Raw genomic sequence first — 26,998 nt, 5'->3', positions numbered from 1 at the left:
ACGCCAAGGAACGTTATGAAACTGAAGAGAATAGCCATTGCTGCAACACTGTTAACTGGCTTGTCGTTTTGTGCTCAAGCACAAATAAATACCGAACAGTTAAACCAAGTTATTGAAAACTCAATGGCACGCTTTGATGTACCAGGAATGGCAGTCGCTGTAGTTGAAAATGATAAAGTGGTGTTTGCCAAAGGGTTTGGTGTAACTCATTTAGATACTGGAAATAAAGTAAATAAAAACACCTTATTTGGTATTGCTTCAAATACAAAGGCATTTACTGCTGCGGCGTTAGCTAAGCTGGTTGATGAAGAAAAAATTAGTTGGGATGACAAAGTAATTGATCATCTCCCTGAATTTCGTTTATACGACCCTTATGTCACCCGAGAGATGACCATACGAGATTTATTGAGTCATCGCAGTGGTCTAGGCTTAGGCCAAGGCGACTTGATGATTTGGCCAGATACCGATAAATCGGTAGATGAGATTTTAGCAGGTTTAAAGTATTTAAAACCTGCGAGTAGTTTTCGCAGTAAATACGCCTATAACAACTTAATGTTTGTGACTGCTGGTGAAGTTATAGCCCGTGTTTCGGGTATGAGCTGGAACGACTACATTGAAAAGAACATGTTACAGCCGTTAAAAATGAAAAACTCACGCGCTGGCTTTTCACGTATCCCAAATAGCAATAAAAACTGGGCGACGGGTCACATACCCATGGATGGCAAGTTAAATCCATTTTTCGTTAATTACCTAGAAGACTTTCGTGGTGCAGGCGCAATTGCATCAAGCGTCAGTGATATGAGCCAGTGGCTTCGTACACAACTTGCTGGTGGCACAATGCCCAATGGTGAGCAACTGTTTAGTGAAAAGCAGCAAGCGCAAATGTGGCACCCGCATATAACCTCTATGGCGTCAGAAAAAGCGTATGAAGCGTATCACCAACAGTTTAGAGGATACGGCTTAGGTTGGAGTATTGAAGACTTCCATGGGGTTAAAAAACTAGCTCATGGTGGCGGGATCTTAGGCATGGTATCGCAGGTAACCTTGGTGCCCGAGAAGAATCTAGGTATTGTCATATTGAGCAACCAGCAAGCATTTAGTGCACTCTCTGCGATTACTTACGAAGTGTTAGAGGATGCATTTGACCTTGAAGATAAAGACTGGGTTGAAGATTTAGCGAAAAAGCACTTTGAAGGTAAGCAAAAAGCGTACGCAAATGCCAAACCTGAAGCTCCTGCAGATTACCAGCCGCAACTACCAAATATCAGCTACACAGGCACTTTAAATGATGATTGGTATGGTGATGTAATTATTGAAGAGTTAAATGGTAAGTTACGTATTGATTTTACCCATACTAAGCGTTTAAAAGGGCAGCTTGAGCATTACTCAGGTAATACTTTTATTGTTAAGTGGGATGAAAAACTGCTGGAAGCCGATGCATTTATAACGTTTGAGATGAGTACCACAAACCGCGTTAAGCAGGCAAAAATGCGTGCAGTCTCTACATCAGTCACTGATTTTAGTTTTGACTTTAGAAATTTGACCTTAAAAGCAAAGCGTTAAACAGGTGTGATAGTAAACCAAAGTCGCAAAGCCACCTACGGGTGGCTTTGTTATAGTTAACTCAGCTAATTTATTAGGAGCTTTGTATGCGCACTGCAATTATCTCTCATCCACACTGTCGTAAACATAAAATGATAGCGGATCACCCAGAGTGCCCTGAGCGCTTGGATGCCATTGCAGATCGTCTTCTTGCAAGTGGGTTGGATATTGCCGTAGAGCAAAAACAAGCACCAAAAGCATCAACAGAGCATTATTTGCTTGTGCATGATGAGTCTCTTATTAGACATGTTGAAAATACCTTGCCTGATGAAGGTCTTGCCTCGTTAGATGGTGATACTTGGTTATGTCCTGATTCTTTAAAAGCAGTTGAACGAGCAGTGGGGGCTGGACTGTTGGCGGTAGATGAAGTACTTGCTGATAATTTAGATGCGGCTTTTTGTTCTGTCAGACCACCTGGGCACCATGCTACACGTTCGGCGTCGAGCGGGTTCTGTGTGTATAATAATTTAGCCATTGCGGTTAGGTATGCGCAAAGCAAAGGCGTCAAACGCATTGCTATTGTCGATTTTGATGTGCATCACGGTAATGGCACGCAAGATATTTTTATGGACGATGAAAACGTTCTTTTTTGCTCTTTGTTTCAATATCCCTTTTATCCTAATACTGCCATCGAAAATAATGCCACTTTAGTAAATTCTCCACTGCCCATTGCCAGTGATGGTAACGATTTGAAAGCACTTTATGATCAGCAATGGTTGCCTAAACTGTCAGCTTTTCAGCCCGAGCTTATTTTTATTAGCGCAGGCTTTGATGCGCACCTTGAAGATGATATGGCGAGCTTAAAGTTTGTCGAGGATGATTATGTTTGGCTAACAGAGCAGCTAGCCTCTTTGAGTAAAACACTTAACTGCAAAGGGATTATCTCTTATCTTGAAGGCGGGTATGCTTTATCGGCATTAGGACGCAGCGCAGTAGCGCATGTTAAAGCACTAGTCGATAGCTAATAAATCAAATGCCTGAGCTGGTGTTAAGTGATCTATTTTAGCTAAACAACATTGCCCTTCTTTTGCTAGGTAATGTTTAACTAATGTTGCCAAATCGCTAGATGATAAGGCTTGCGAGGGGGTGTTTTTAAGCGTTTTATAGCGTGCCTTTTTATCTAGTAAAATTACCTCTTTTTGTTGGCTTTCACTCATTCCATACAGTAAATTTTCGAGATCGCTAGGCTCTTCAATAATATCAATTTCGTGGTTGTAAATAAGTATTAAGGGGTCGAACTGACTCATTTATTGTCCTAAATCAAGTTGTTTTTACTGAGGCTATTTATACTTTAGACCTTTCACTGCAAAGAACTCTATTATGCCCCAAAACAGCCGCTATCAAAAAGTTCATGATGTATATACTAACAAGGTTATTGCTTGCACAAAAGATACTAGGCTTATAGAAGCGGTCAAACTTATGCGAGCACATAATGTTAGCGCTGTGTTTGTAAGAGGGCAGCAAGGTATTGTTGGGGTTTGGACAGAATCAGATTGTATGAAGCTCGACTTCACTAATCAGTCTGTAAAAAACATTGTTATTGGGCAGGTTATGTCATCACCTGTTTTAAACGTTTCTAGTAAGCAGCTTTTGAGTGATGCAGCGCTTATTTTTCATCAAAATAGTGTACGGCACTTATTAGTGACTGATGAGAATCACTTGCCATGTGGTGTATTAAGTATCAGTGATATTGTACGCAATCAAGGGCTGGATCATTACTTACAATTTAGAACAATTAACGATCAATACAATAAAAATATTTTGATTGTACCAAGCGATATGGTTGTAACTGATGCGATTGCTAAAATGCGCCAACGCAATGATAAGGCAATCCTTGTTTATAACGAGCATTTACAAGAGCACGGTATTATCACTCAGCGTGATTTGTTGAACTTAATCCTTGATAGCTGTGGCGATGGTTTATGCTGGGACTTTGTTAATCGATCTGTTCATCATATTAGCCCATCGCAAAGCTTATTTGATGCATACCGTTTGATGTCTCATAACCATGTTCGGCATCTAATTGTTATCGAAGAAGGCGTTATTGAAGGTGTATTGTCACTGGAGCATTTGATTAATGAAATTGAAAGTGCGTATTGTTGTGAGCTTGAAAAAGTACTGCAACAACGAGATGTAGCATTACAACATTCACAGCGTAACCTATTTCTAGCCAACAAAATTATTGATTGCTCGTTAGATGGCATCATGATCACCTCGCAAAAAGGTGAGATTATTCAAGTAAATCCAGCGTTTACTGAATTAACAGGTTATAAAGAGTTTGAAGTTATAGGGAAAAATCCCAGCCTATTAAGCTCAGGTCGACACAATCATAATTTTTATAAACAAATGTGGCAGCAAATTGAAGAGCATGGTGTGTGGCAAGGGGAAATTTGTAATCGTAAAAAAAATGGCGAATTATATGTTGAGTGGCTGACGATTATTGAAATTAAAGAGCCGCATAATAGCGAAAAGTTATATGCCGCTATTTTTAGTGATATTACAGAGCGTAAATGCGCAGAGGAAAAAATAGTCCAATTAGCTTATTTTGATGAACTGACAGGACTACCTAACAGGCGCTTGTTTAATGATAGGCTAAATATGGCGCTGGCAAGTGCCCACCGCGATAATACAATGCTTGCTGTCATGTTTATTGATTTAGACAGATTCAAAGAAATTAACGACACGCTAGGACATGGCGCGGGCGACCATTTACTTCAATTAGTTGCTAAGCGTATTGAGCAATTACTTGATGAAGGTGACACCCTCGCTCGTTTGGGAGGAGATGAGTTTGTCGTATTGTTTAATGTTGAAAGTTTCGAATCTGTCAGCAAACTGGCTAATAGCATTCTAAAAAATTTAGAAGCCTCATTCATGTTAGAGGGAACTGATGTGAGGATCACAGCCTCTTTAGGGGCCGCTGTTTACCCTGAGGACGGTCAAGACAGCGAAACACTGTTAAAGCATGCTGATATTGCGATGTACCGTTCAAAAGATCAGGGCCGTAATTCTTTTCAGTTATTTAAATCATCTATGAACGCACGCTCACTTGAACGACTGGCAATGATGAGCCGCTTTCAATTTGCTTTAGAAAATGATGAATTTGAACTCTACTTTCAACCTAAACTAAACCTACACAGTAAAGAAGTTCAGGGCGTTGAGGCGTTATTGCGATGGCACGACCCTGCACTCGGTGTTATTTCCCCAGCGCATTTTATCCCATTAGCAGAAGAACTCGGGTTAATTGTGCAACTTGATTTATGGGTCATAGAGCAAGCAGGAAAACACCTTGAACAGTGGCAAGCTTTGGGTATCAATGCGGGTCGATTGGCTATTAATATTTCCGCATGCCATTTAAGTCAGGGGAAATTGGCGAGTAGTATTGAAGCCATGCTAACTAAATACACGCTATCAGGTCGCTTACTTGAGATTGAACTCACAGAGAGCAGTTTTATTAGTTCGTTCACACAAGCTAAGAAAGAGCTAAACAAAGTAAAGGCGCTCGGAGTTAATATAGCTTTAGATGATTTTGGAACGGGGTATTCGGCATTAAGTTACTTAACGAAACTGCCGTTTGATGCCTTGAAAATTGATGCCAGTTTTATTGCAAAAGTACCCGATGAATATGGCAATAGCGAAATAGTGGCAGCAATTGTCTCATTGGCAAAAAATTTAAACTTAACGGTAATTGCCGAAGGTGTAGAGAAGCTAACACAGCAAACGTATTTATTAAGTTTAGGCTGTGATGTTATTCAAGGATATCACTATTGCCGCCCGTTAGCGCAGCGGCAATGGTTAGCGTTTTATTCGCAGTTTACTCAACCGTTACTTCATAAGACGTAAATTTACGGATATTAATAACGCCCTTATCAAAAATGAGGTATTGGCCTTTAATTCCTTGCAAAATACCGCTTACAACAGGCTCTTTATCAAAATTAAACGAACTAATTTTAGTTGGGTATTCAGTCACTGGAAACGTTAAATCAACTACGTCTTCGTCAAGTTGTTCAATGGCTGTTGCACCAAATAGCTCGGCAAGCTCATTAAGCTTATCTGCAATTTGCGGTATTAATTCAGCAGCAGAGGCTTTCAAATCAAGCACTTCACTTTGACCTTTGAGCATATTGCGCCAATTGGTTTTATCAGCAATAAACTGCGCGAGTGCAACTTCAACTAAACCAGATTGTAAGCGTGTCTGTACTTTAAAAATAGGCAATGCTTGCGTTGCACCTTGGTCAACCCAGCGTGTAGGGATTTGTGTATGGCGAGTGATACCCACTTTAAGCCCTGACGTATTAGCTAAGTAAACATAATGTGGGATCATGCAATTTTCTTCGCCCCACTGTGGTTCGCGGCAGGTACCTTGATCATAATGGCAAGTTTCAGGTTTCATGATACACATATCACAGCTGGCAAGCTTACGCATGCAAACAAAGCAATGGCCTTGCGAGTAGCTTTTTTTGGTCTTTTTACCGCAGCTAGAGCATAAAATCGTGCCACTAAACGTGAGTGTAAGTTGCTTACCAATATAAGCATTCAAATCAATCAATTCATCACCAACAGGAAGGTGATATTGGATTGGCTGTGTCAGAGAAGATTTTAGCTTTTTGAGTGTGCCTTGCATCTTTACGCCCCTAAAGATGTTTAAAAAAGGGATGGTACCAAAAATACTGCTGTATGTGGTAGCTATAAGCGATTATGCATAGGCCAGAGTAAGGTGTGTCTTTATTACTGCTCGTTTAAGAAATTAAGGTACTCATCGAATGGAATCGGTCTAGAGTAATAATAACCTTGAGTAAAATCAGCTCCCATTGCTTTTAGGGCATTGTGAGTATGCTCATCCTCAACGCCTTCAGCTGTTACCGTGATCCCTAAATTATGCGCCATATCAATGGCTGTTTTTACAATTACTTTATGGGATGCGTTACTCTCTAAGTTACTGACAAAGGAGCGATCAATTTTCAAGTTAGAAAATGTATAGTGCAATAGATAGGTTAACGAAGCATAGCCTGTGCCAAAATCATCAAGTATAACGTGTATACCTTGCTCATGAAATTGAGATATTAGATGCTGCATTTTTTCTTGGTTTTTCACTAATGCAGATTCCGTAAGTTCAAACTTAATTTGTTTTGCGGGTATATTGTATTTAAGCAATATATTCTCAACTTTTTCCGCTAACTTGTTAATGCTCAAATTTTTGGCACTTAAGTTAATACTCACGGTGTGCTCAGTGAAGCCTTGTTTATTAAGTATTTGCAAATCGCGGCAACTTTTTTCTAATACCCATAAAGTTAGCTCGTTGATAAGCCCTGTTCTTTCTGCAAGTTGTATGAGTTCTTCAATATTTAAATAACGGCACTCAGGAGTTGGCCAGCGTAGTAAAACTTCGCTGCCAACAATGCGCTTAGTGCTGAGATCTATTTGTGCTTGGTGATATAAAGCAAGGCTGTCATTTTTAATGGCGGCTTGCAGTTTTGCGGCAAGCTCTATATCCATAAATTGACTAGTCTTTTGCTGTGAATCACTAATGCTTGTGAGGCTGCTTTTAGCTTGCTTTAGCGTGACGTAACCGCGTTGCAAGCATGCCTCAAAGTTATCACTATCTAATGAAAAGCTAATAGCGGCAGCATACTTTAATTGCAAACTTAATCCTTGTATTTCATATTGTTTAGGTAACCCCTTAACAATTTTAGCTAAGCATAATGACAACTCTTCTGCACTTTGTGTTTTTGTTGAAATGCAGGCAAAAATACCCGTTCCTAAGTCAGCTAACTTAGAGTGGCTATCTAATGTTGAATCTAAAAATGAAAATTGGCGCTCACCAGTAAGCTGTAGCTCCAGAGATTGAGCCACTTTAATAATTAAGTTATTACTTTGCGTGGGGGTCAGCAAAGTATGCAATGAGTGAAAGTAGCGAATTTTAATTAAACATAGGGTGTTTTTTCGCTGTGCTTGTTCAAGGCCCATATAGGCTTGCTTTAACATTGCGCTATTAAGTAATTTCGTTTGTTGTGTATGGGTTGCGTGGTAAAGCGCACGCTCACGCTGGTAGCGCACACGATCAGCCAGTGCCATAGCCATTAAAATAACTTCACATAAAATAGCTACTAAAAATGCATGGCGAATAGCAAAACTGTATGGCAATACATCGGTTAATTCTAAAGGCTGAATTGCAGCGCCAATAATAAGTGGTATCCATGAAATAACATAAAACTTAGCCCATCTAAAACCACTGCGAAGTTTGTTGTAAATCATAATGATGCAGATAATGTATAACAGCACCATGGTGGAAAAAAAGATCCTCGCCGCGATATTTTCAACAATAAAAAAGGAGGCTAAGGCCAAAATAAACATAATGACCATTAAGCCGATGCTGGCCTTAAAGCGCCAGCAGCGTTCTTTGTGATACCGCAAGAACATGGTGCAAAATGCGAGCGTGAAAATAGAGATAGCGTAATTGCTAACGATAATATATTTTTGAAAAAATAGCTGCCAGCTAACAGGCCAGAGGTAAAACCCAAACCCAAGTACTGCGCCCATTAAAATTATGGCGCTGATAATGTAGCCAATGTAAATCAGGTATACACGGTCCCTAATACCAAAAAAGAGTACTAGGTTGTAGAGCGCTGCCATAATAAGTACGCCAACAAAGATACCCCAAATTGTTGCTTGTGAGCGGTTTAAACTTTGAAAGTCCAGCTCTGAATACAAGTTAATAGGCGTTTTACTGATACCTGTTGTGTCTATCTTAACTAACAAGCTGTGGCTAGTATTTGAAGGAATGTCCAAATAAATATGAGGCACGCTATATTGGAAAAGAGTTAACCCCTCTTTTAAATCACCAAGCTGAGTCTGTGTAACTACCTCATTGTTCTCATCTAAGTGATACACCGTTAAGTGATCTATCATCGGGTTATCAAAGTGAGCAACAACGCTTTCGTCTTTATGGCTGCGGTTATCGAGTTTTATTTGTAGCCAATAATTGCGGGGGGTGAAGTTCCAGTTTATTGTCTCAAATGGCTTATTAATAAAAGTATGGAGGCTGTTCAATACAGTCTCATTAGGCAGTTTTTTGGTGTCGTCGATTAAATAGCTGTGCTTTAAATAGATTGGGGTTGTTTTATCAATTGTGTATTTAGTGGGGTTCGCGAGATTGCTTGCAAAATTTGCAATAACATAAAATAACAGTACTAATATTAAAACAGCAATAAAGTGATAACGTAAGTAATTATTTTTCAATGTTTGTCGTCTTTTGCGAATCGTCCAGTAAGTGTAGCACCTTTCTAAAAAGAAAAAGCGCAGTGAACTGCGCTTTATATTAAATTTTACAACAATAAAGTATGGCTTATTGCTCGCGTGCAATTGCACGATAAGCAATATCGGTACGGTACTCCATGCCTTCCCAGTTAATTTCCTCAACCAGTTTATAGGCACGCTGTTGTGCTTCTGTAACAGTGTTACCAAGTGCCGTTGCACATAACACGCGCCCGCCAGCAGTCACAACGTTATCGCCGTCTTGCTTAGTTCCTGCGTGAAATACTTTTTCGCCTTCAGGGTAGCTTACTTTTAGGCCATTGATTGAGTCACCTTTCGGGTAGCTATCAGGGTAGCCTTTAGCAGCTAATACCACACCTACAGCTGCGCGTGAATCAAACTCAATGGTTGTTTTATCAAGTTCTACACGGTTAGCAGCTTCAATCAATTCGACCAAGTCTGATTGTAAGCGTAGCATCATAGGTTGTGTCTCAGGGTCGCCAAAACGACAGTTATACTCAATAACTTTCGGTGTGCCGTCGCTGTCGATCATCAAACCTGCGTATAGGAATCCTGTATAAGGGTGGCCTTCACTAGCCATACCTGCAACTGTTGGGTTGATAACTTCATCCATAATGCGCTGATGGATTTCGTCAGTTACAACTGGGGCTGGTGAGTATGCACCCATGCCACCTGTGTTTGGACCTTTATCGCCATTGTAGGCACGTTTATGATCTTGGCTAGTAGCAAACGGTAGTACGTTTTCGCCATCAACCATAACGATGAAAGAGGCTTCTTCACCCTCTAAAAACTCTTCAATCACAACGCGACTGCCCGCTTCACCAAAAGCGTTTCCTGCCAGCATGTCACGAATAGCATCCTCGGCATCAGCTTCAGTCATTGCAACAATAACGCCTTTACCTGCTGCTAAACCGTCTGCTTTTATAACAATCGGCGCACCTTTTTCTTTTAAATAGGCAAGGGCAGGGTCGATTTGTTCAAACGTTTGGTAATCCGCAGTTGGAATATTGTGGCGTGCTAAAAAGTCTTTAGTAAACGATTTAGAGCCTTCCAGCTGAGCAGCCCCGGCTGTTGGGCCGAATATTGCTAAGCCGTGCTCGCGGAATTTATCTACTACACCCAGTACCAGTGGTACTTCAGGGCCCACGATAGTGAGGCCAACATTGTTTTGCTTTGCAAAGTTAAGTAGGCCGTCTAAGTCTTCAACGTTAATGGCAACGTTCTCAAGCTTAGGCTCATGGGCTGTACCTGCATTACCAGGGGCAACGAATACAGTGGTTACTTTTGTGTTTTGAGCGGCCTTAAACGCAAGTGCGTGTTCGCGGCCGCCGCTGCCAATGACTAATACATTCATGGCGAATTATCCTATCTATTAAAGCGGTTTTTTAAATTTCAGCGTCATACGGTCACTTTCACCAATCGCTTTATATTTAGCTGCGTCTTTTTCATCAAGCGCTAAGCGAGGTGGGAGAGTCCATACCCCTTTAGGGTGATCAGCTGTATCAAGAGGGTTTGCATTAATTTCACTGCTTGCTTCAAGTTCAAAACCTGCTTGTTTAGCAAGTGCAATAACAACACTTTGCTTCATATAACCTGACGACTTTTGCATTTCATCAGCGCTACTTTCTGGTAAGCGATGCTCTACCACACCTAGCGTTCCGCCTGGTTTTAATGCTGAGAAAAAAGACTTAAAGGCACTTAATGCCGCGTCTTTTTCTTTGCTCATATACCAGTTATGCACGTTGCGAAAGGTTAATACCATATCAGCGCTGTTTGCTGGAGCGATATCTAAATGTGTTAGTGGAGCAAACTCTGTCACCTTTACTTGGCTATATCGTTTATCTTCAGCGATTTTCTTTTTAAAGCTCGCTAGTGAACGTTGATAGTAACCAACTGATGAATCTGCAGGAAAGTGAGCAGCATAGTAAGTACCTTGCTCTTTTAATGCAGGCGCTAAAATGTCACTGTACCAACCGCCACCAGGGGCAATTTCAACCACGGTCATAGTTGGTTTAAAACCAAAAAAATCCAATGTTTGTACAGGATTACGATACTGGTCACGCTCATTGTTGCGCTCAGTTGATTCGACTGCTTTTTGCAGTGCCGAATCGGCGCTGTGGTTATGTGCAAGAGCTACTGTTGAGCTGACTGCTAACGTAGCAACCAATAGAGATTTTAGTGCAAATTTCATCGTCTGTTCCTTCATATTATAATTTTACAAGAGGTTATAGAATAAGCAGAATACGTGAATTTAGTGCAAACAAAAAGAGCTAACTGTATCAGTTAGCTCTTTGCGTGATTAGTGGCGGAAGTGACGCATACCAGTAAACACCATTGCCATGCCAGCTTCATCAGCTGCCGCGATAACTTCTTCATCGCGCATTGAGCCACCTGGTTGTATGACCGCTGTAATGCCAGCTTCTGCAGCTGCATCTATACCATCACGGAATGGGAAGAACGCATCAGATGCCATAACTGAACCTTTCACTTCAAGGTTTTCGTCAGCGGCTTTAATACCCGCTATTTTAGCTGAATAAACGCGGCTCATTTGGCCTGCGCCTACACCAATTGTCATACCGTCACGGGCATAAACAATCGCGTTTGACTTAACAAACTTAGCCACTTTCCAGCAGAATAATAAGTCTTTAAGCTCTTGCTCAGTAGGTTGGCGTTTAGACACAACTTTTAAGTCGCCTTGCGTTACCATACCTAAATCACGGTCTTGAATTAATACACCACCGTTAACACGCTTGATGTCATGGCTTGTGCCTTTAGCAGAAAACTCACCACATTCTAATAAACGCACATTTTGCTTTGCAGATACGATTTGTGCAGCTGCTTCAGATACCTTAGGTGCAATGATCACTTCAACAAATTGGCGAGCAACAATGGCTTCTGCAGTCTGGGCATCAAGCTCTTGGTTAAAGGCAATAATGCCACCAAATGCCGATGTAGGGTCAGTTTTGAAAGCACGGTCATACGCTTCAAGAATGTTTTCACCGATTGATACGCCACAAGGGTTTGCATGTTTTACGATAACACAGGCAGGTACGTCAAACTCTTTAACACATTCAAGTGCTGCGTCAGTGTCAGCAATATTGTTAAACGATAATGCTTTACCTTGAAGTTGTACCGCAGTTGCAACAGAGGCTTCTTGTACGTCGTTCTCAACATAGAAAGCGGCGTCTTGGTGAGAGTTTTCACCGTAGCGCATATCTTGCTTTTTAGTGAACTGCATATTGATTGTACGTGGGAATTTAGTTTCCTCAGCCGCTTCATCAGTGTAGTCAGCAACCATTTTACCGAAGTAGTTAGCAATCATGCCATCGTACTGTGCGGTGTGCTCGTAAGCAGCAATCGCAAGATCAAAACGCGTTTTGTATGACGTTGAACCATCGTTGCTTTGCATTTCGCTGATCACGCGGTCGTAATCTTTTGCATTTACTACAATAGTCACGTCTTTGTGGTTTTTAGCCGCAGCACGCACCATAGTTGGACCACCGATATCGATGTTTTCAATAGCATCTTCAAGGCTGCAGTTCTCTTGAGCGACTGTATTCGCAAAGGGGTATAAGTTAACTACAACAATATCGATAGCAGAGATGTTGTTATCTGCCATTACGTCTTCATCTTGTCCACGACGCGCTAAGATGCCGCCATGAATTTTTGGATGAAGAGTTTTTACGCGACCATCCATGATCTCAGGGTGACCTGTGTGGTCAGATACTTCAGTGACTTTAATGCCGTTATCAGCAAGTAATTTACAAGTACCGCCAGTTGATAAAAGTTCGACACCTTGTGATTCAAGTGCACGAGCAAATTCAACGATACCGGTTTTATCTGACACACTTAGTAGTGCGCGACGAATTGGACGATGTGTATCCATTGTAGTTTGATTACCTCAGTGTTTGAGCTAGCTTAGAAAGGCGTTATTTTAACTGAATATCGCTTAAAAAACGATATTTAAAGGGTGAGGATTTTGCAATTAGGCACTTTTTGAGAGTTTTTAAAGATATAAAAAAAGCACCCGAAGGTGCTTTTTCATTTAAAATAACATGGTTATTTTAAATTTTTATTTTTTATACCAGTTATAACTGATATTAGTTCATGCCGTATTTCTTAAGCTTCTTACGTAAAGTACCACGGTTGATACCTAGTAAGATTGCCGCACGTGTTTGGTTGCCACGAGTGTAAGTCATTACTTCTTCAAGTAATGGTGCTTCTAGCTCAGAAAGAACAAGGTCGTAAACGTCTTGCACATCTTGACCGTTAAGCTGTTTTAAATAATGATGAACAGCTTTTTTCACTGCATCGCGTAATGGCTGCGGTTTCTCGTGTGACTGAACATGAGGGTTAGTAATAAATGGAGAAGTCACGTTTTGTTCGAACATTGTATATATCTCTTTCTTTCTTAGTTAGCTGCTAGTGTTTTAAAGTATTGCTCTAATGTCTCGATTTGTGCCTGTGGATTATCGAGAGCATTAAATACTCGCCTAAACTGACCGTCACTGTCATGGGTTTGCAAATACCAAGATACATGTTTGCGAGCTATGCGCGCTCCCATTGGTTCCCCGTAAAACGTATGAAGGTTCACTAAGTGTTCCATCAAAATACCCCGCACTTCTGAAATCTCAGGTGTGGGTAAATGTTCTCCGGTTCGCAAAAAGTGGTCTATCTCCCTAAATATCCAAGGGCGACCTTGGGCGGCTCGACCAATCATAATGGCATCTGCACCCGTATAGTCCAAAACCTGCTTTGCTTTTTCTGGTGATGTAATATCACCATTAGCAACCACAGGTATCGACACTGAACGCTTTATATCCCTGATTGTGGCGTATTCTGCTTCACCTTTATACATACATGCACGCGTGCGCCCATGTACGGCTAATGAAGCAATACCATAGCGTTCAGCTATTCTCGCAATCTCAACACCGTTACGGTTATCCTGATCCCATCCTGTACGGATTTTTAATGTTACAGGTACATCAACAGCGTTAACCACGGCGTCGACGATCTCTTCCACTAAATCAGGAAACTGTAATAAGGCTGAGCCTGCGAGCTTCTTGTTCACTTTCTTTGCAGGGCACCCCATATTTATATCTATGATCTGTGCACCATTGCTGACATTGAATTGTGCAGCCTGGGCCATAAGCTCAGGATCAGCTCCTGCTATTTGCACTGCGCGTATTCCTGATTCACCGCTGTGATCCATACGGTTCATCGATTTTTCGGTTTTCCATACCTTTGGATTTGACGACAGCATTTCAGACACAGCAAGCCCTGCACCTAAGCGTCGGCAAAGCTGTCTAAATGGTCTGTCGGTTATGCCCGCCATTGGCGCGACAATAACATTATTCTCAAGTTGGTATGAACCGATACGCACGATATTCAAAGGCCTCTTTTCAAGGGGCGCTAAGTTTACGGTGTTTTTACTAAAAAACAAAGGCTATAAATTGAACAAAAGTGACTTTTTTTTGACTTTTTCGTATTGACTTTTGATAACAGTTTGAAGGCTGGGTTGATTTGTTTGTTAATTAAGCAAAACAAAAACAAAGGGGCTATTTTGTTTTCAAAGTATGCGTGTAAATAATAGGTAAAGCCTGTTAATTACAGGCTTTACAAACGTATTTAGAGTTAACTCTTTAATAAATAAAACGCGATTAGATAGCGTTTTTTTCACCGCTGACTCGAGTCCATTCACCCTCAACAGCAATTTCATCAAGGGCAATAAATGGCGCATAAACGTCAGCAACTGACTGTGCCTGCTCTTCTAAAATGCCTGACATCGCTATTTTACCACCTGGTTTTAACAAGCCTAAAATGACACTGTGAAGTTCACGTAATGGCGCGGCTAAAATGTTTGCTACCACTATATCTGCTGTAAATTCAGGCTGATTTTCTGGTAGGTAAACTTCAAGCTTGTCGGCTACACCGTTACGCTGTGCATTATCGAGGCTCGCTTCTAATGCTTGTGGGTCGATATCAATGCCTATCATACGCTCAGCACCCAATTTTATAGCTGCAATGCCTAAAATACCTGAGCCACAACCAAAGTCGACGACGGTTTTACCTGTTAAGTCTTGGCTTTCAAGCCATTTTAAACACAATGCGGTAGTGGCATGCGTGCCTGTGCCAAAGGCAAGGCCAGGGTCGAGTAATACATTTACGGCATCAGGGTCTGGAATATCGCGCCAGCTTGGGCAAATCCAGAGCTTTTCGCCAAACTGAATTGGGTGGAAGTTGTCCATCCATTCACGTTCCCAGTCTTTATCTTCTAGTTGTTCTACTTTATAAACCAACGAGTCTCTTATCTCGTCATGGCGTTTTAATAGCTCAATAACCGCATTCATATCGTGATTAGCCTCGAACAGACCAATAACAGTGGTATCAGCCCAAAACTCGACAGTGCCAATTTTAGGCTCATAGATAGGCGTATCTTTAGCATCAATGAAAGTAACAGACGCGCTTCCAGCTTCCATTAATAAGTCACTGACAGCATCAGCGGTTGCGGCATTAGCATTGATACGGATTTGGATCCAAGCCATGATTATTTCCTTGAAATAGAAAAAAGGCCGCTACAGCGGCCTTTTAATTATGTTTGTTAGCAGCTAATTATTTAGCGTCTAAGAAGCTCTTAAGTAAATCAGAGCGAGAAGGGTGGCGTAGTTTACGCAGTGCCTTCGCTTCGATTTGACGAATACGTTCACGTGTTACGTCAAACTGTTTACCTACTTCTTCTAGAGTATGGTCGGTATTCATATCGATACCAAAACGCATACGTAATACTTTAGCTTCACGGGCTGTTAAGCCTGCAAGTACATCGTTGGTAGCACCACGAAGAGACTCCATTGTTGCCGAATCGATTGGCGAGTCAATAGTAGTATCTTCGATAAAGTCACCTAAGTGCGAATCTTCATCATCACCGATAGGCGTTTCCATTGAAATTGGCTCTTTCGCGATTTTAAGTACCTTACGGATTTTATCCTCAGGCATTAACATACGTTCAGCTAATTCTTCTGGGTTTGGCTCACGACCCATCTCTTGCAACATTTGACGTGAAATACGATTCAATTTATTGATCGTTTCAATCATATGTACCGGAATACGGATAGTACGTGCTTGGTCAGCAATCGAGCGGGTAATGGCTTGACGGATCCACCACGTAGCATAAGTTGAGAACTTATAACCACGGCGATATTCAAACTTATCAACGGCTTTCATTAGACCAATATTACCTTCTTGGATTAAGTCCAAGAATTGTAAACCACGGTTGGTGTACTTTTTCGCAATCGAGATAACAAGACGTAAGTTTGCTTCAACCATTTCTTTTTTCGCACGACGAGCCTTAGCTTCACCAATACTCATACGACGGTTGATGTCTTTAATACGTTCAATGCTCAAACCAGTGCTTTCTTCGATAGCACTTAGCTTATTAATGCAGCGTATTATTTCAGGCTTCACTTCTTCAAGTTTAGCTGAATGCTTTTCGTTAGCGGCAATTTCTAAGTCAAGCCACGATGAATCTGTTTCGTTATTTGCAAAATGCTTAACAAAGGTTTTCTTTGGTAACTTTGCAAATTGTACCGCTTGTTTCATGATAAGACGTTCTTGAATACGAACTCTGTCCATCATTTCACGCATGTTGTTAACCATGCGATCAAACTGTTTAGGTACTAGTTTAAATGTTCTGAATAGCTCACCGATTTCAAAAATAGCGGCTTTTGAATCAGGGTGAGAGCGGCCTTTTTTATCAAAAGTATCGCGTGCTTTGTTATACAGATCGCGAAGGTTTTCAAAGTGAACACGGGCTTCTTCAGGATCTGGGCCAGTATCAACTTCTTCTTCGTCTTCATCATCATCACTTTCTGAATCATCTTTATCTTCTTCATCAAGCTCTTTTTCGCTTAATTCAGAACCGATATGTGTTGCAGAAATTTGCGTTTCATCTTCATTAGGATCAAAGAAACCAGAGATAATGTCGCTTAAGCGCATTTCTTCAGCTTCGAATTTATCCCATTGCTCAAGAAGATAAGTAATTGCTTCAGGGTATTCAGCAACCGAGATCTGAACTTGGTTGATGCCTTCTTCAATACGCTTAGCGATGACAATTTCGCCTTCACGGGTCAGTAGTTCAACTGTGCCCATTTCACGCATGTACATACGAACCGGGTCCGTAGTACGGCCGATTTCTTTATCTACAGTAGCAAGCGCAGCGGCTGCGGCTTCTGCTGCGTCTTCATCTGTCGTGGTTTCTTGCATCATCAATTCATCGGCATCAGGCGCGTTTTCGCTAACCTTGATACCCATATCATTGATCATGCTAATGATATCTTCTACTTGATCTGAATCGATAATATCTTGTGGAAGGTGATCATTAACTTCTGCAAAAGTTAAATAACCTTGCTCTTTACCTTTTTGAATCAGAAGTTTTAATTGTGACTGAGGAGTTGGATCCATAGAGATTGTTTCTTCCACTCTGATAAGTTGATACAACAGGCGCCAGCTTGCTTATAAATAAGCTAAACTAAGTATTATTTGACGCAGTGAATAGCACAGTATAACAGCATTTATCAATTTTGACTAGCTGTTAGTTCCTTTTAGCGCTTGAGTTAATAAATGACACTCGAGTCGCTCATCGCTGTTTAATCCTTGTGTCTTGTCCTTTATTAATAGGGTCTCGAGTCGATAATTTAAACACTGATCTTCAATAAATTTAAAAGTATTTTTAAATTCATCTTCTAAGCGGTCGTCATTTATTTCATGACGCCACGTCGCTAATTTAATCAGTGCTTCATACTCTGGGCTTTCTCTAAACGCCTCAAGTAATTGAGCGGTAGTAATTGTGCCTTTTTCTAACGCGTAGTGCTGTAACTTTATTAACAGGGCAATACCTGCGATATTCATTTGAGCAAGATCAGGTAAGTAAGGCACTGCATTTGCTAAACTCGGATGCTGCACTAGCAAACCAATAGCACGACGCATTGGCGTTATTTTAAATTTACGCTCAATTGAATGCTGTTGTTTGGGGGTTTTTAAACGGCCATTTAGCTGCTCTTTTGTACGGCCAATTAATCGCCCTAGTTGCTCAAGTAAATTTTCCTGATAAAACTCACTAGGAATTTTTTCTATTAAAGGAAGCACCGCGCTGAGTAATTTTGCTTTACCAGCATCACTAGTTAAGTCAATTTCCTGACTGAGTTTGTTAAACAACACTTGAGTGAAATCATCAGCGTGGGCTAAACGTTGTTCGAACGTGTCTTTGCCTTCTTGTTGTACTAGTGAATCAGGGTCTTCGCCATCAGGTAAAAATACAAATTGCAGTGCTTTACCATCACTTAAATAAGGCAACGCATTTTCAAGTGCGCGCCAAGCAGCATCACGACCTGCACGGTCACCATCGTAACAGCAAATTACCTTGTCTGTGGTTCTGAACAAAGTATGCATGTGCTCAGCTGTTGTTGCGGTGCCAAGTGCTGCGACTGCGTATTCAATGCCTTGCTCGCTCAATGCGACCACGTCCATATAACCTTCAACAATAAGGACATGCTCAAGCTTTTTGTGTGCTTGCTTTGCCTCATAAAGCCCATATAACTCAAAGCCTTTATGAAAAATGCGGGTCTCTGGAGAGTTTAGGTATTTGGGCCCTTGGTCTGATTGCATAACCCGACCACCAAACGCGATAACACGACCCCGTTTATCACGAATTGGAAACATTAAACGGTCACGGAAAAAATCAAACTGCCTGCCGGGGGTTTTCTCCGAAGCGAGCTTTAACTCTACAAGCTGCTCTTTTTGCTCTTTATTACGACCAAGCTGTTGGCACAAGCCTTCCCACTCACTCGGAGCATAGCCAATCATAAACTTTTTAACGGTTTCACCACTTAAGCCACGACCTTTTACATACTCAATAACATCAGCTGAATTTGCGTGGTGTTTTAATTGATGCTGATAAAAGCGGGCGGCGTGTAGCATTAAGTCGTAATCAGAACGTTTTTGCTCTGCGGTTCTTTGTGGGCCTGAGCTGGTGTTACCTTGTTCACGTGGCACATCTAGATTTAATAAGCTAGCAAGTTCTTCAATTGCATCAACAAATTCAAGTTTATCGTATTCCATTACAAAAGAAATTGCGTTGCCATTAGCCCCACAACCAAAGCAATGGTAAAACTGTTTATCTTGTGAAACAGTAAACGAAGGCGATTTTTCGTTATGAAAAGGGCAGCACGCTTGGTAATCTTTACCGGCTTTTTTAAGACCAACTTTAGAGTCAATAAGCTCGACAATATCTGTTCTGGCGAGTAAATCGTCAATAAAATTTCGTGGGATCTTTCCGGCCATTAGTAAAGTGTAGTCCTGAAATAAATAGAAAAAGGTGAACGAACTAGCTCTAGTTCTGCAAAATTAGATTTGAACACAAATGCTATTTTTGTTAAAGCTAAAAACGAAGAAACCGAGCACTTGGCTCGGTTTGCTTTAATCATACTTTACGTATGTGGGCGTATTAGGCAGTTAATCGTTGCTTAATTAAGCCAGAAATCTTGCCTAAATCGGCGCGACCTTCAGCTTTGCTTTTGATTATACCCATTACTTTACCCATGTCTTGCATACCTGCTGCGTTAGTATCAGCAATAGCCGCATCAATGAGAGCAATGATTTCGTCTTCACTCAATTGTTGAGGTAAAAACTCTTCAAGTGCTTTAATTTCACTGGCTTCAACTTCAGCTAAATCATCACGCCCAGCATCTTTGTACTGAGTGTAAGAATCGCGGCGTTGTTTAACAAGCTTCACTAGGACTGCGGTAATACCGTCATCATCAAGTGTTATTTGCTCGTCAATCTCACGCTGCTTGATTGCAGCAAGCACCATACGAATTGGGTTAAGACGTGCTTTGTCTTTCGCTCGCATCGCATCTTTTTGCGCATCTTTTAGCGTTATTAAAAGGCTCATTTATACAAGACCTAATACTATTAGTATAATTTAACGCGACGTGCGTTATCGCGAGAAAGCTTCTTCATGTGACGCTTAACCGCTGCAGCTTTTTTACGCTTACGCTCAGCTGTTGGCTTTTCATAGTGCTCGCGACGACGAACTTCTGAAAGGATACCTGCTTTTTCACATGAACGCTTGAAGCGACGAAGTGCTACGTCAAACGGTTCGTTCTCTCTTACTTTAATTACTGGCATTAAAAATTCACCTACCTAAATAATGAGCGTTGCTCAAGTTGATCAAACAATGATCAAGTGGTTCAAAAATGGTGCGGTATTGTAATCCGAAGCCACACCACATGTAAAGGATAAATATTATCTAGTTCTAACTGCGCACTAAAATAAATTCTATGTTATTAATTTTACTGTACTTGATATAATCGACATTGTACTTGGCCGGCAATTTTTTCTTTTAATAACAGCCAATTATTTGGTATTGGGAGATTGTTCAATTCGCTTTCAATTTCAATATAAACAAGCGCATTTTCACTTAGCCAATTATTTTTTATAAGTAAATCACAGCATGGCTGAGCTAAACCTAGGCGAAAAGGCGGATCGACAAAAACTAAATCAAATTGTTGTTCATTAGTATTTTGACCTAAATACTGCAAACTATCGATGCAATGAATGTCTGTATTACTCAAATTGAGCGTTTGGGCGTTTGTTTTTAATTGCGCCGCTGCTGAATTGTCCATTTCTAAAAATGTAGCGCTGTGAGCAAATCTAGAGAGGGCTTCAAAGCCAAGCCCGCCGGAGCCTGCAAAGCAATCGAGAACTTTAGCATCTCGAGTATCTTGCATTAACCAATTAAAGAGCGTTTCTTTAATGCGATCTGTCGTTGGCCTTAAGCCTTCAACATTTTTCACCGGTAATTTACGACCACGAAATTGCCCGCTAATGATCCTAATAAAGCCATCGCTAGATTTATTATTTGATTGTTTTTGTGGTAATTTTTTTCTCATTTAACTCACTAATAAATGGTATCTAGAACGCGGCTCAGATAATATTGTCATCATATGGTAGAGCGTCATTTTTCAACTGCGCTAAAAGTGTTACCATAAGCATCTTGGACAATAGTTTTATGAATGGCTTTAAAAGCGGGTTCAGAAAAACTATTTGCATTAGTTTATCAGATTTTTATAAGTGGTTATTAGCAACTATGGCAAAAAAAAGTAAATTCCTGTCTTGGCTAGGTTTTGGCAAATCAGAAAATAAACAACAAACAGAGCAAGCAGCAGATGCTGATAACCAAAAGCAATTAGCAGAGCAAGAGCGACTTGCTGCAGAAAAAGCAGAAGCTGAGCGTTTAGAGCAAGAACGACTTGCTGCAGAAAAAGCAGAGGCTGAGCGTTTAGAGCAAGAACGACTTGCTGCCGAAAAAGCAGCGGCTGAGCGTTTAGAGCAAGAACAACTTGCTGCCGAAAAAGCAGAAGCTGAGCGTTTAGAGCAAGAACGCATTGCTGCAGAGAAAGCAGAGGCTGAGCGTGTAGAGAAAGAACGACTTGCTGCTGAAAAAGCACACGAAAAGTTGCTCGAAACAGAGAAGGCTGAGCAGGTTCGCCGTGAGCAAGCAGATCGCTTAGCACAGCAAGAAGAAGCAATGCGTTTGGAACTTGAACGCAAAGCCGCAGAACAATCGCAACATGATGCAGAATTAGAGCAACAACGCATTGCCACAGAAAAGGCAGAGGCTGAGCGTTTAGAGCAAGAACGCATTACAGCAGAAAAGGCGGAAGCTGAACGTGTAGAGCAAGAACGCATTGCTGCAGAAAAGGCGAAAGCTGAGCGTGTAGAGCAAGAGCGCATTGCAGCAGAAGCTGAGGCAGAACGTTTAGAGCAAGAGCGCATTGCTGCGGAAAAGGCGGAAGCTGAACGTGTAGAGCAAGAGCGCATTGCAGCAGAAAAGGCGGAAGCTGAACGTGTAGAGCAAGAACGCATTGTAGCAGAAAAGGCGGAAGCTGAACGTTTAGAGCAAGAGCGACTTGCTGCAGAAAAGGCAGAGGCTGAGCGTGTAGAGCAAGAGCGCATTGCAGCAGAAGCTGAGGCAGAACGTTTAGAGCAAGAGCGACTTGCTGCAGAAAAGGCGGAGGCTGAGCGTTTAGAGCAAGAGCGCATTGCAGTAGAAAAGGCGGAAGCTGAGCGTGTAGAGCAAGAGCGACTTGCAGCAGAAAAGGCAGAGGCTGCACGAGTAGAGCAAGAGCGCATTGCAGCAGAAAAGGCTGAGGCTGAACGTTTAGATCAAGAGCGACTTGCTGCAGAAGCTGAGACAGAACGCTTAGAGCAAGAACGTCTTACAGCAGAACTTGCTAAAGAAGAAGCTAAAAAAGCAGAAAAGCCTAAAAAAGAAGGTTTTTTCTCGCGTCTTAAAAAAGGCTTACTTAAAACCAAGCTAAATATAGGGTCTGGTTTTGCGTCAATTTTTAGTGGTAAAAAAATTGATGACGAGCTATTTGAAGAATTAGAAACACAATTATTAACTGCTGATTTAGGTGTTGATACCACCATGAAGCTGATTGATAATTTAACCGATGCAGCAGATCGCAAGCAGCTAAAAGACGGTGATGCGCTTTATGAGTTAATGAAGCAAGAAATGGCCGCAATGCTTAAAACAGCAGAACAACCATTAGAGATTCCGAGTGATAAAAAGCCATTTGTTATTTTAATGGTTGGTGTTAATGGGGTAGGTAAAACCACCACAATCGGTAAACTTGCTAAGCAATTCCAAAACGAAGGTAAATCAGTGATGCTTGCTGCCGGTGATACCTTCCGTGCTGCAGCTGTTGAGCAACTGCAAGTATGGGGTGAGCGTAATGAAATCCCCGTGATTGCGCAGCATACCGGTGCGGATAGTGCCTCAGTGGTATTTGATGCCTTCCAAGCGGCCAAGGCACGTAATGTTGATGTGTTAATCGCCGATACAGCAGGGCGCTTGCAGAATAAAGATAATTTAATGCAAGAGCTTGAAAAAATAGCGCGTGTAATGAAAAAGATTGACCCAGATGCGCCGCATGAAGTTATGCTAACGATTGATGCAGGCACGGGTCAAAATGCAATTAGTCAAGTAAACCTGTTTAATCAGTGTGTTGGTTTAACGGGGATTACACTTTCTAAGTTAGATGGCACAGCTAAAGGCGGCGTGATCTTCGCGGTCGCTGATAAGTTTAATATTCCTATCCGCTATATAGGTGTGGGTGAAAGTATTGATGATTTAAGAGCATTCAATAGTAACGACTTTATCGATGCGCTGTTTAGCCAAGACGAGGACGAAGCGTAAATTTAAAAAGGGGCTTAAATCAAATTGGTTTAGGCCTTTTTTAGCTGAGGGATAAGAATGATAAATTTTCAGCAAGTCAGCAAAACATATCCAGGTGGCCACCGAGCTCTGGAAAAAGTGAGCTTTCATATCAGGCCCGGTGAGCTGGCTTTTTTAACAGGCCATAGCGGAGCTGGTAAAAGTACCTTACTTAAATTAATCAGCTTGATGGAGCGTCCGTCGGCAGGAAAAGTATTGATCAATGGCGTTGACTTGAGTGCTGTTAAATCAAGACAAATCCCTTATGTTCGTCGTGACATTGGTATTATATTTCAGAACCATCGCTTATTAGAGCGCCATACAATATTTGATAACGTAGCGCTGCCGCTGGTCATCGAGGGCACTCACCGCAAGCAAATTGAAAAACGCGTTCACGGCGCTTTAGATAAAGTTGGTTTGTTAGATAAAGTAAAATGTCACCCCTCTACATTATCAGGCGGTGAGCAGCAACGAGTAGGTATTGCACGTGCAATTGTTAATTCGCCACCATTACTCCTTGCCGATGAACCTACGGGAAACTTAGATCCAGAGTTGTCTATGGATATTCTGCGTTTATTTGAAGACTTTAATAAACACGGCACCACAGTATTAATCGCGACCCATGACTTAGGGCTGATCTCGCGTATGCGCTATCGTAGCCTGACTTTAAAAGAGGGTCGTATGAGTCAAGATCCACTGGCTGAGGCGTCATTATGAGTTTGTTATTTAAAGGGCGTCAGAGCCAGAATGAACGAGCAAAAAAATCATTTATAGCGGCTGGATATTTTTTTATTTTAAATATTTTCCGCCAAGGTATTCATAGTTTAGGTGAGATGTGGCGAACGCCCATGGCCTCGATGATGACGATTGCAGTACTGGGCTTAAGCTTAACGTTACCGGCAACCTTGTATTTAGTGGTTAAAAATGTTCAACAAATAAATAGCGGATTTGAAGAAGCGGCTGAAATTTCATTATTCGTTAAAGAGTCAATGAGCGAACAAGAAACACAAACGCTAGTGAAGCGCTTAGCGTTATACCCCGAAGTTGATAAAGTCACCTTTATTTCGAAGCAAAATGCACTCGTTGAATTTAAAGAAGTATCAGGCTTTGGCCAAGCACTAGAGTATTTAGATGAAAACCCATTACCCGATGTTGTTTTGATCACACCTACTAGCCGTCACCGCCAAGCAGATTCAGCCCGAGCATTGCTTGAAAAACTTGAAAAAGAACGTGAGGTGGACTTTGGCAAGCTGGACATTGCTTGGCTTGAAAGGCTCAATGCGCTACTTAGTCTATTAAAAGAAAGCGTCATTACTATTGCATTACTTTTACTTACATCAGTAACGCTGATTATTGGCAACACGATTCGTTTATCTATCATGGATAAAAAAGAAGAAATTCAAGTTATGAAGCTTGTAGGGGCAACCAACACCTTTATCCACGCGCCCTTTTTATGGACGGGGATTTTGTATGGCATCATTGGCGGCTTGTTTGCCTTTATTTGTGTTGCTTTAATGATGTGGTGGCTGGGCTCAGCTGTTACTGAGGTTGCGGGCGTGTATCAAACACACTTTGATTTAATCGGGTTGAGTGTGTCAGAGTTTGGCTCATTGGTATTGCTAGCAACGATACTTGGCTTTGTTGGCTCTTACTTATCAGTGAATCGTTACATTAAAGAAATAGAACCCGATAAAGTGTAACAATAGATGTGTATCATCACTAAAAGCGTTAGAAATATAACCGTTGGGGATTTTTTCTAACGCTCTGCAAAGCTAGAATTCATCGCATATTCAGACGTTTAAAGTACAATAAAAAACATCGAAAAAATCACTTGCTTCAATCGAAAAAAAGATTTAAATTGAAGTTAGCACTCTAGGTTAAAGAGTGCTAAGATGGTTTCAAATGTTTATCACCGAGGTGAAAAATGAGTAAAGATTTATACGCAATGGCACTCACAGTTGGACAGCAAAGCGCGAGTATTGATGGTTACCTTCAAGCGGTAAGTACAATACCTATGCTAGAGGCTGAGCAAGAAAAAGAGTTGGCAACCCGCTTACAGGAAGACGGCGATCTTAATGCTGCAAAGCAACTCATCATGTCTCATTTACGCTTCGTGGCGCATATTGCTAAAGGCTACTCAGGTTACGGTCTACCACAAGCGGATTTGATCCAAGAAGGTAACATCGGTCTGATGAAAGCAGTAAAACGTTTTGACCCATCAGTGGGCGTACGTTTGGTTTCATTTGCAGTGCACTGGATAAAAGCAGAAATTCACGAATTCGTGCTTAAGAACTGGCGTATCGTTAAAGTTGCGACCACTAAAGCACAGCGTAAGTTGTTCTTTAACTTGCGTAAAAATAAAAAGCGCCTAGGTTGGTTTAACCAAGCTGAGGTAGCAACCGTAGCAAATGAGCTAGGTGTAAGTGAAAAAGAAGTACGTGAAATGGAATCGCGCATGAGCGGCCAAGACATGGGCTTTGATTTAACTAGCGACGACAACGACGACGCGCCAAGCAGCACTTACTCACCAGTTCAGTACTTAACTGACGGTAGTAACGACTTAGCTGAAGAAGTTGAACAGCAGCAGTGGCAAGAACAGTCTCATACACGTTTGTTTAGCGCATTAAAAACACTCGACGAACGTTCACAAGACATCGTCAGTGCACGTTGGTTGTCTGATGATAAGGCTACTTTGCAAGAGCTAGCTGCAAAGTACAGCGTATCAGCTGAGCGTGTTCGTCAGCTTGAAAAAACAGCGATGAAAAAGCTACAAGCAGCAATGAGCTAACGCTTAACCTTGTATAAAATTTAAAAGCCCTGCATGAAAATGCGGGGCTTTTTGCGTTAAAGGGAAGCGGTAAGTCATAAGCATAAGTGGGCACCGCTATTTTTTGCCTCTTGCTAAACATGATAGAAATAGCTTTAAGTGAGTTATTCACAAAGAGATTTATAGGTGCTGCGCTTAAGAGGGGTGTAATGCACATACCTAGTATTCGGCAAGTTAGTGCCAAAAGATATATTTGGCTACATTAATTGCTTATAGCCGCACTTTTAACCAATTTAAAATTTTGGTGTTTTTTGAGGTTGTTGGTAATAACCTTGCTGCTTAGGGGGGTCAAATAACTCAGCTATTTTGACTTCATTTTTTAAGCAAACATCTATTCCATATTCAGATAGTGAAAATGTAAAATATTCATTACCATTTATATCGCTGCTATTTCGTTTTTCAATAAGTCCAATTCGCTGAAGTTTAACTATAGCTAAATTCAATCTAGGCCCAGTCAAGTATAGTTGTAGATTATTCTCTAAATTCCAACTAGTTGAACCTTCAATATCATTATTATAACTATCTAGCAGGGTACCTAAAATATACAAATCTGAATCAGATATTTTACTTAGAGCATCATTAACATCAATTTTGTGAATGGAAGAGGTTTTTATTTCATTGTAAATCCCTTTATCCTTTAACTCTCGTTTAATTTGAGTGGCGGCGTAAGTTAGTGATGAAGTTAAATCATCATCAGATCTATCGGGATCGTAATCCGTTGGTGTGATACCAAGTAAATCACTCGGGAAGTGCAAGTCTGTATTACGGGGTTTTACAATGAAGCATCTTTCTTTGCCAATTGAACCAATAAACAAGCCAAGCTCAAACACAACATTATCACGAACTGTTGCGACTTCTCTTGAGCGAATCTTGGCGACATCGTCAGGTGAGAAAATGAAAATAGAAAAATCCACGGACTTAGATTTAATTATTAAATCATCTAATGCGTTATTAGATAACTTAAATGTACCGCTTCTTCAGATAGTAACTTCGGCATCAAATTCTAAGTTTTCGGCTATTGC

General features: G+C 41.1%; 21 protein-coding genes and 1 pseudogene. 7 read left to right on the top strand and 15 right to left on the bottom strand.

Features of this window, described 5'->3' with window-relative positions; translation table 11 throughout:
- The first annotated feature begins 15 nt into the window (after positions 1 to 15).
- Together C7Y70_RS06470 and C7Y70_RS06465 are read left to right on the top strand one after the other, a co-directional pair.
- Positions 16 to 1,563 (top strand): serine hydrolase, encoded by a 1,548-nt coding sequence (locus C7Y70_RS06470; RefSeq protein WP_135473836.1) that lies wholly within the window; start codon positions 16 to 18, stop codon positions 1,561 to 1,563.
- Between the two features lie 86 nt (positions 1,564 to 1,649).
- A complete protein-coding gene (locus tag C7Y70_RS06465) occupies positions 1,650 to 2,567 on the top strand; it encodes a histone deacetylase family protein (protein ID WP_099294783.1) in 918 nt (305 codons plus the stop codon).
- Here C7Y70_RS06465 and C7Y70_RS06460 read toward each other — a convergent pair.
- Positions 2,553 to 2,849: a DUF4144 family protein gene (locus C7Y70_RS06460; RefSeq protein ID WP_135473834.1), complete on the bottom strand. Its 297-nt coding sequence runs from the start codon at positions 2,847 to 2,849 to the stop codon at positions 2,553 to 2,555. The two genes, C7Y70_RS06465 and C7Y70_RS06460, sit on opposite strands and share 15 nt — an antisense overlap.
- A 73-nt stretch (positions 2,850 to 2,922) precedes the next feature.
- On the opposite strand from C7Y70_RS06460, the gene C7Y70_RS06455 reads away from it, so the two are divergent.
- Positions 2,923 to 5,442, top strand: a complete 2,520-nt coding sequence (locus C7Y70_RS06455; RefSeq protein ID WP_135473832.1) for an EAL domain-containing protein — start codon at positions 2,923 to 2,925, stop codon at positions 5,440 to 5,442.
- On the opposite strand, the gene C7Y70_RS06450 is transcribed toward C7Y70_RS06455, so the two are convergent.
- From C7Y70_RS06450 to rsmD, 13 genes are all read right to left on the bottom strand, one after another.
- Positions 5,414 to 6,223 carry a DUF2797 domain-containing protein gene (locus tag C7Y70_RS06450; protein ID WP_099294779.1) on the bottom strand — a complete coding sequence of 270 codons (810 nt, stop codon included), beginning with the start codon at positions 6,221 to 6,223 and terminating at the stop codon, positions 5,414 to 5,416. The two genes, C7Y70_RS06455 and C7Y70_RS06450, sit on opposite strands and share 29 nt — an antisense overlap.
- Positions 6,224 to 6,327: 104 nt before the next feature.
- On the bottom strand, positions 6,328 to 8,838 hold the full coding sequence (locus C7Y70_RS06445) for an EAL domain-containing protein (RefSeq protein WP_135473830.1): 2,511 nt from the start codon (positions 8,836 to 8,838) through the stop codon (positions 6,328 to 6,330).
- 106 nt (positions 8,839 to 8,944) lie between these two features.
- Complete coding sequence (gene purD / locus C7Y70_RS06440; RefSeq protein ID WP_135473828.1) at positions 8,945 to 10,228, bottom strand: phosphoribosylamine--glycine ligase; 1,284 nt, start codon at positions 10,226 to 10,228, stop codon at positions 8,945 to 8,947.
- A gap of 18 nt (positions 10,229 to 10,246) precedes the next feature.
- The gene (locus tag C7Y70_RS06435) at positions 10,247 to 11,065 is read right to left on the bottom strand and encodes a class I SAM-dependent methyltransferase (RefSeq protein ID WP_099294775.1); all 819 of its coding nucleotides are present in this window, start codon (positions 11,063 to 11,065) and stop codon (positions 10,247 to 10,249) included.
- 108 nt (positions 11,066 to 11,173) lie between these two features.
- The gene (gene purH / locus C7Y70_RS06430; RefSeq protein WP_135473826.1) at positions 11,174 to 12,760 is read right to left on the bottom strand and encodes a bifunctional phosphoribosylaminoimidazolecarboxamide formyltransferase/IMP cyclohydrolase; all 1,587 of its coding nucleotides are present in this window, start codon (positions 12,758 to 12,760) and stop codon (positions 11,174 to 11,176) included.
- A gap of 214 nt (positions 12,761 to 12,974) precedes the next feature.
- Positions 12,975 to 13,265, bottom strand: a complete 291-nt coding sequence (fis, locus tag C7Y70_RS06425) for a DNA-binding transcriptional regulator Fis (RefSeq protein ID WP_002957804.1) — start codon at positions 13,263 to 13,265, stop codon at positions 12,975 to 12,977.
- A gap of 20 nt (positions 13,266 to 13,285) precedes the next feature.
- Complete coding sequence (dusB, locus tag C7Y70_RS06420; protein WP_210114660.1) at positions 13,286 to 14,257, bottom strand: tRNA dihydrouridine synthase DusB; 972 nt, start codon at positions 14,255 to 14,257, stop codon at positions 13,286 to 13,288.
- A gap of 277 nt (positions 14,258 to 14,534) precedes the next feature.
- Positions 14,535 to 15,419: a 50S ribosomal protein L11 methyltransferase gene (prmA, locus tag C7Y70_RS06415; RefSeq protein WP_099294769.1), complete on the bottom strand. Its 885-nt coding sequence runs from the start codon at positions 15,417 to 15,419 to the stop codon at positions 14,535 to 14,537.
- 67 nt (positions 15,420 to 15,486) lie between these two features.
- A complete protein-coding gene (rpoD, locus tag C7Y70_RS06410; RefSeq protein WP_099294767.1) occupies positions 15,487 to 17,331 on the bottom strand; it encodes an RNA polymerase sigma factor RpoD in 1,845 nt (614 codons plus the stop codon).
- Between the two features lie 123 nt (positions 17,332 to 17,454).
- Positions 17,455 to 19,209, bottom strand: coding sequence for a DNA primase (gene dnaG / locus C7Y70_RS06405; protein ID WP_135473822.1), 1,755 nt, complete (start codon positions 19,207 to 19,209; stop codon positions 17,455 to 17,457).
- A 163-nt stretch (positions 19,210 to 19,372) separates the two neighbouring features.
- Complete coding sequence (locus C7Y70_RS06400) at positions 19,373 to 19,819, bottom strand: GatB/YqeY domain-containing protein (protein WP_135473820.1); 447 nt, start codon at positions 19,817 to 19,819, stop codon at positions 19,373 to 19,375.
- A gap of 20 nt (positions 19,820 to 19,839) precedes the next feature.
- A complete protein-coding gene (rpsU, locus tag C7Y70_RS06395; RefSeq protein WP_002957797.1) occupies positions 19,840 to 20,055 on the bottom strand; it encodes a 30S ribosomal protein S21 in 216 nt (71 codons plus the stop codon).
- A gap of 164 nt (positions 20,056 to 20,219) precedes the next feature.
- Positions 20,220 to 20,819: a 16S rRNA (guanine(966)-N(2))-methyltransferase RsmD gene (gene rsmD, locus C7Y70_RS06390; protein WP_135473818.1), complete on the bottom strand. Its 600-nt coding sequence runs from the start codon at positions 20,817 to 20,819 to the stop codon at positions 20,220 to 20,222.
- Between the two features lie 197 nt (positions 20,820 to 21,016).
- Here rsmD and ftsY point away from each other — a divergent pair, with 197 nt between their 5' ends.
- The 4 genes from ftsY to rpoH all read left to right on the top strand — a co-directional run bounded on the left by ftsY (position 21,017) and on the right by rpoH (position 25,937).
- A complete protein-coding gene (gene ftsY / locus C7Y70_RS06385) occupies positions 21,017 to 23,131 on the top strand; it encodes a signal recognition particle-docking protein FtsY (protein ID WP_135473816.1) in 2,115 nt (704 codons plus the stop codon).
- A gap of 57 nt (positions 23,132 to 23,188) precedes the next feature.
- Positions 23,189 to 23,866, top strand: coding sequence for a cell division ATP-binding protein FtsE (gene ftsE / locus C7Y70_RS06380; protein ID WP_099294760.1), 678 nt, complete (start codon positions 23,189 to 23,191; stop codon positions 23,864 to 23,866).
- The gene (gene ftsX / locus C7Y70_RS06375; RefSeq protein WP_135473814.1) at positions 23,863 to 24,849 is read left to right on the top strand and encodes a permease-like cell division protein FtsX; all 987 of its coding nucleotides are present in this window, start codon (positions 23,863 to 23,865) and stop codon (positions 24,847 to 24,849) included. Before ftsE ends, ftsX begins: the two co-directional genes overlap by 4 nt.
- Positions 24,850 to 25,073: 224 nt before the next feature.
- Positions 25,074 to 25,937 carry an RNA polymerase sigma factor RpoH gene (gene rpoH / locus C7Y70_RS06370; protein ID WP_099294756.1) on the top strand — a complete coding sequence of 288 codons (864 nt, stop codon included), beginning with the start codon at positions 25,074 to 25,076 and terminating at the stop codon, positions 25,935 to 25,937.
- A gap of 272 nt (positions 25,938 to 26,209) precedes the next feature.
- Here the strand turns inward: rpoH and C7Y70_RS06365 are convergent.
- A pseudogene (locus C7Y70_RS06365) lies at positions 26,210 to 26,935 on the bottom strand (TIR domain-containing protein); the annotation flags it as partial.
- Positions 26,936 to 26,998 lie beyond the last annotated feature (63 nt).

Origin of the sequence: Pseudoalteromonas sp. KS88, from assembly GCF_004766475.1 — a bacterium.
GTDB lineage: Bacteria > Pseudomonadota > Gammaproteobacteria > Enterobacterales > Alteromonadaceae > Pseudoalteromonas.
Note: the sequence above shows the minus strand (reverse complement) of the source record. Positions and strands in the feature narration are given on the sequence as shown.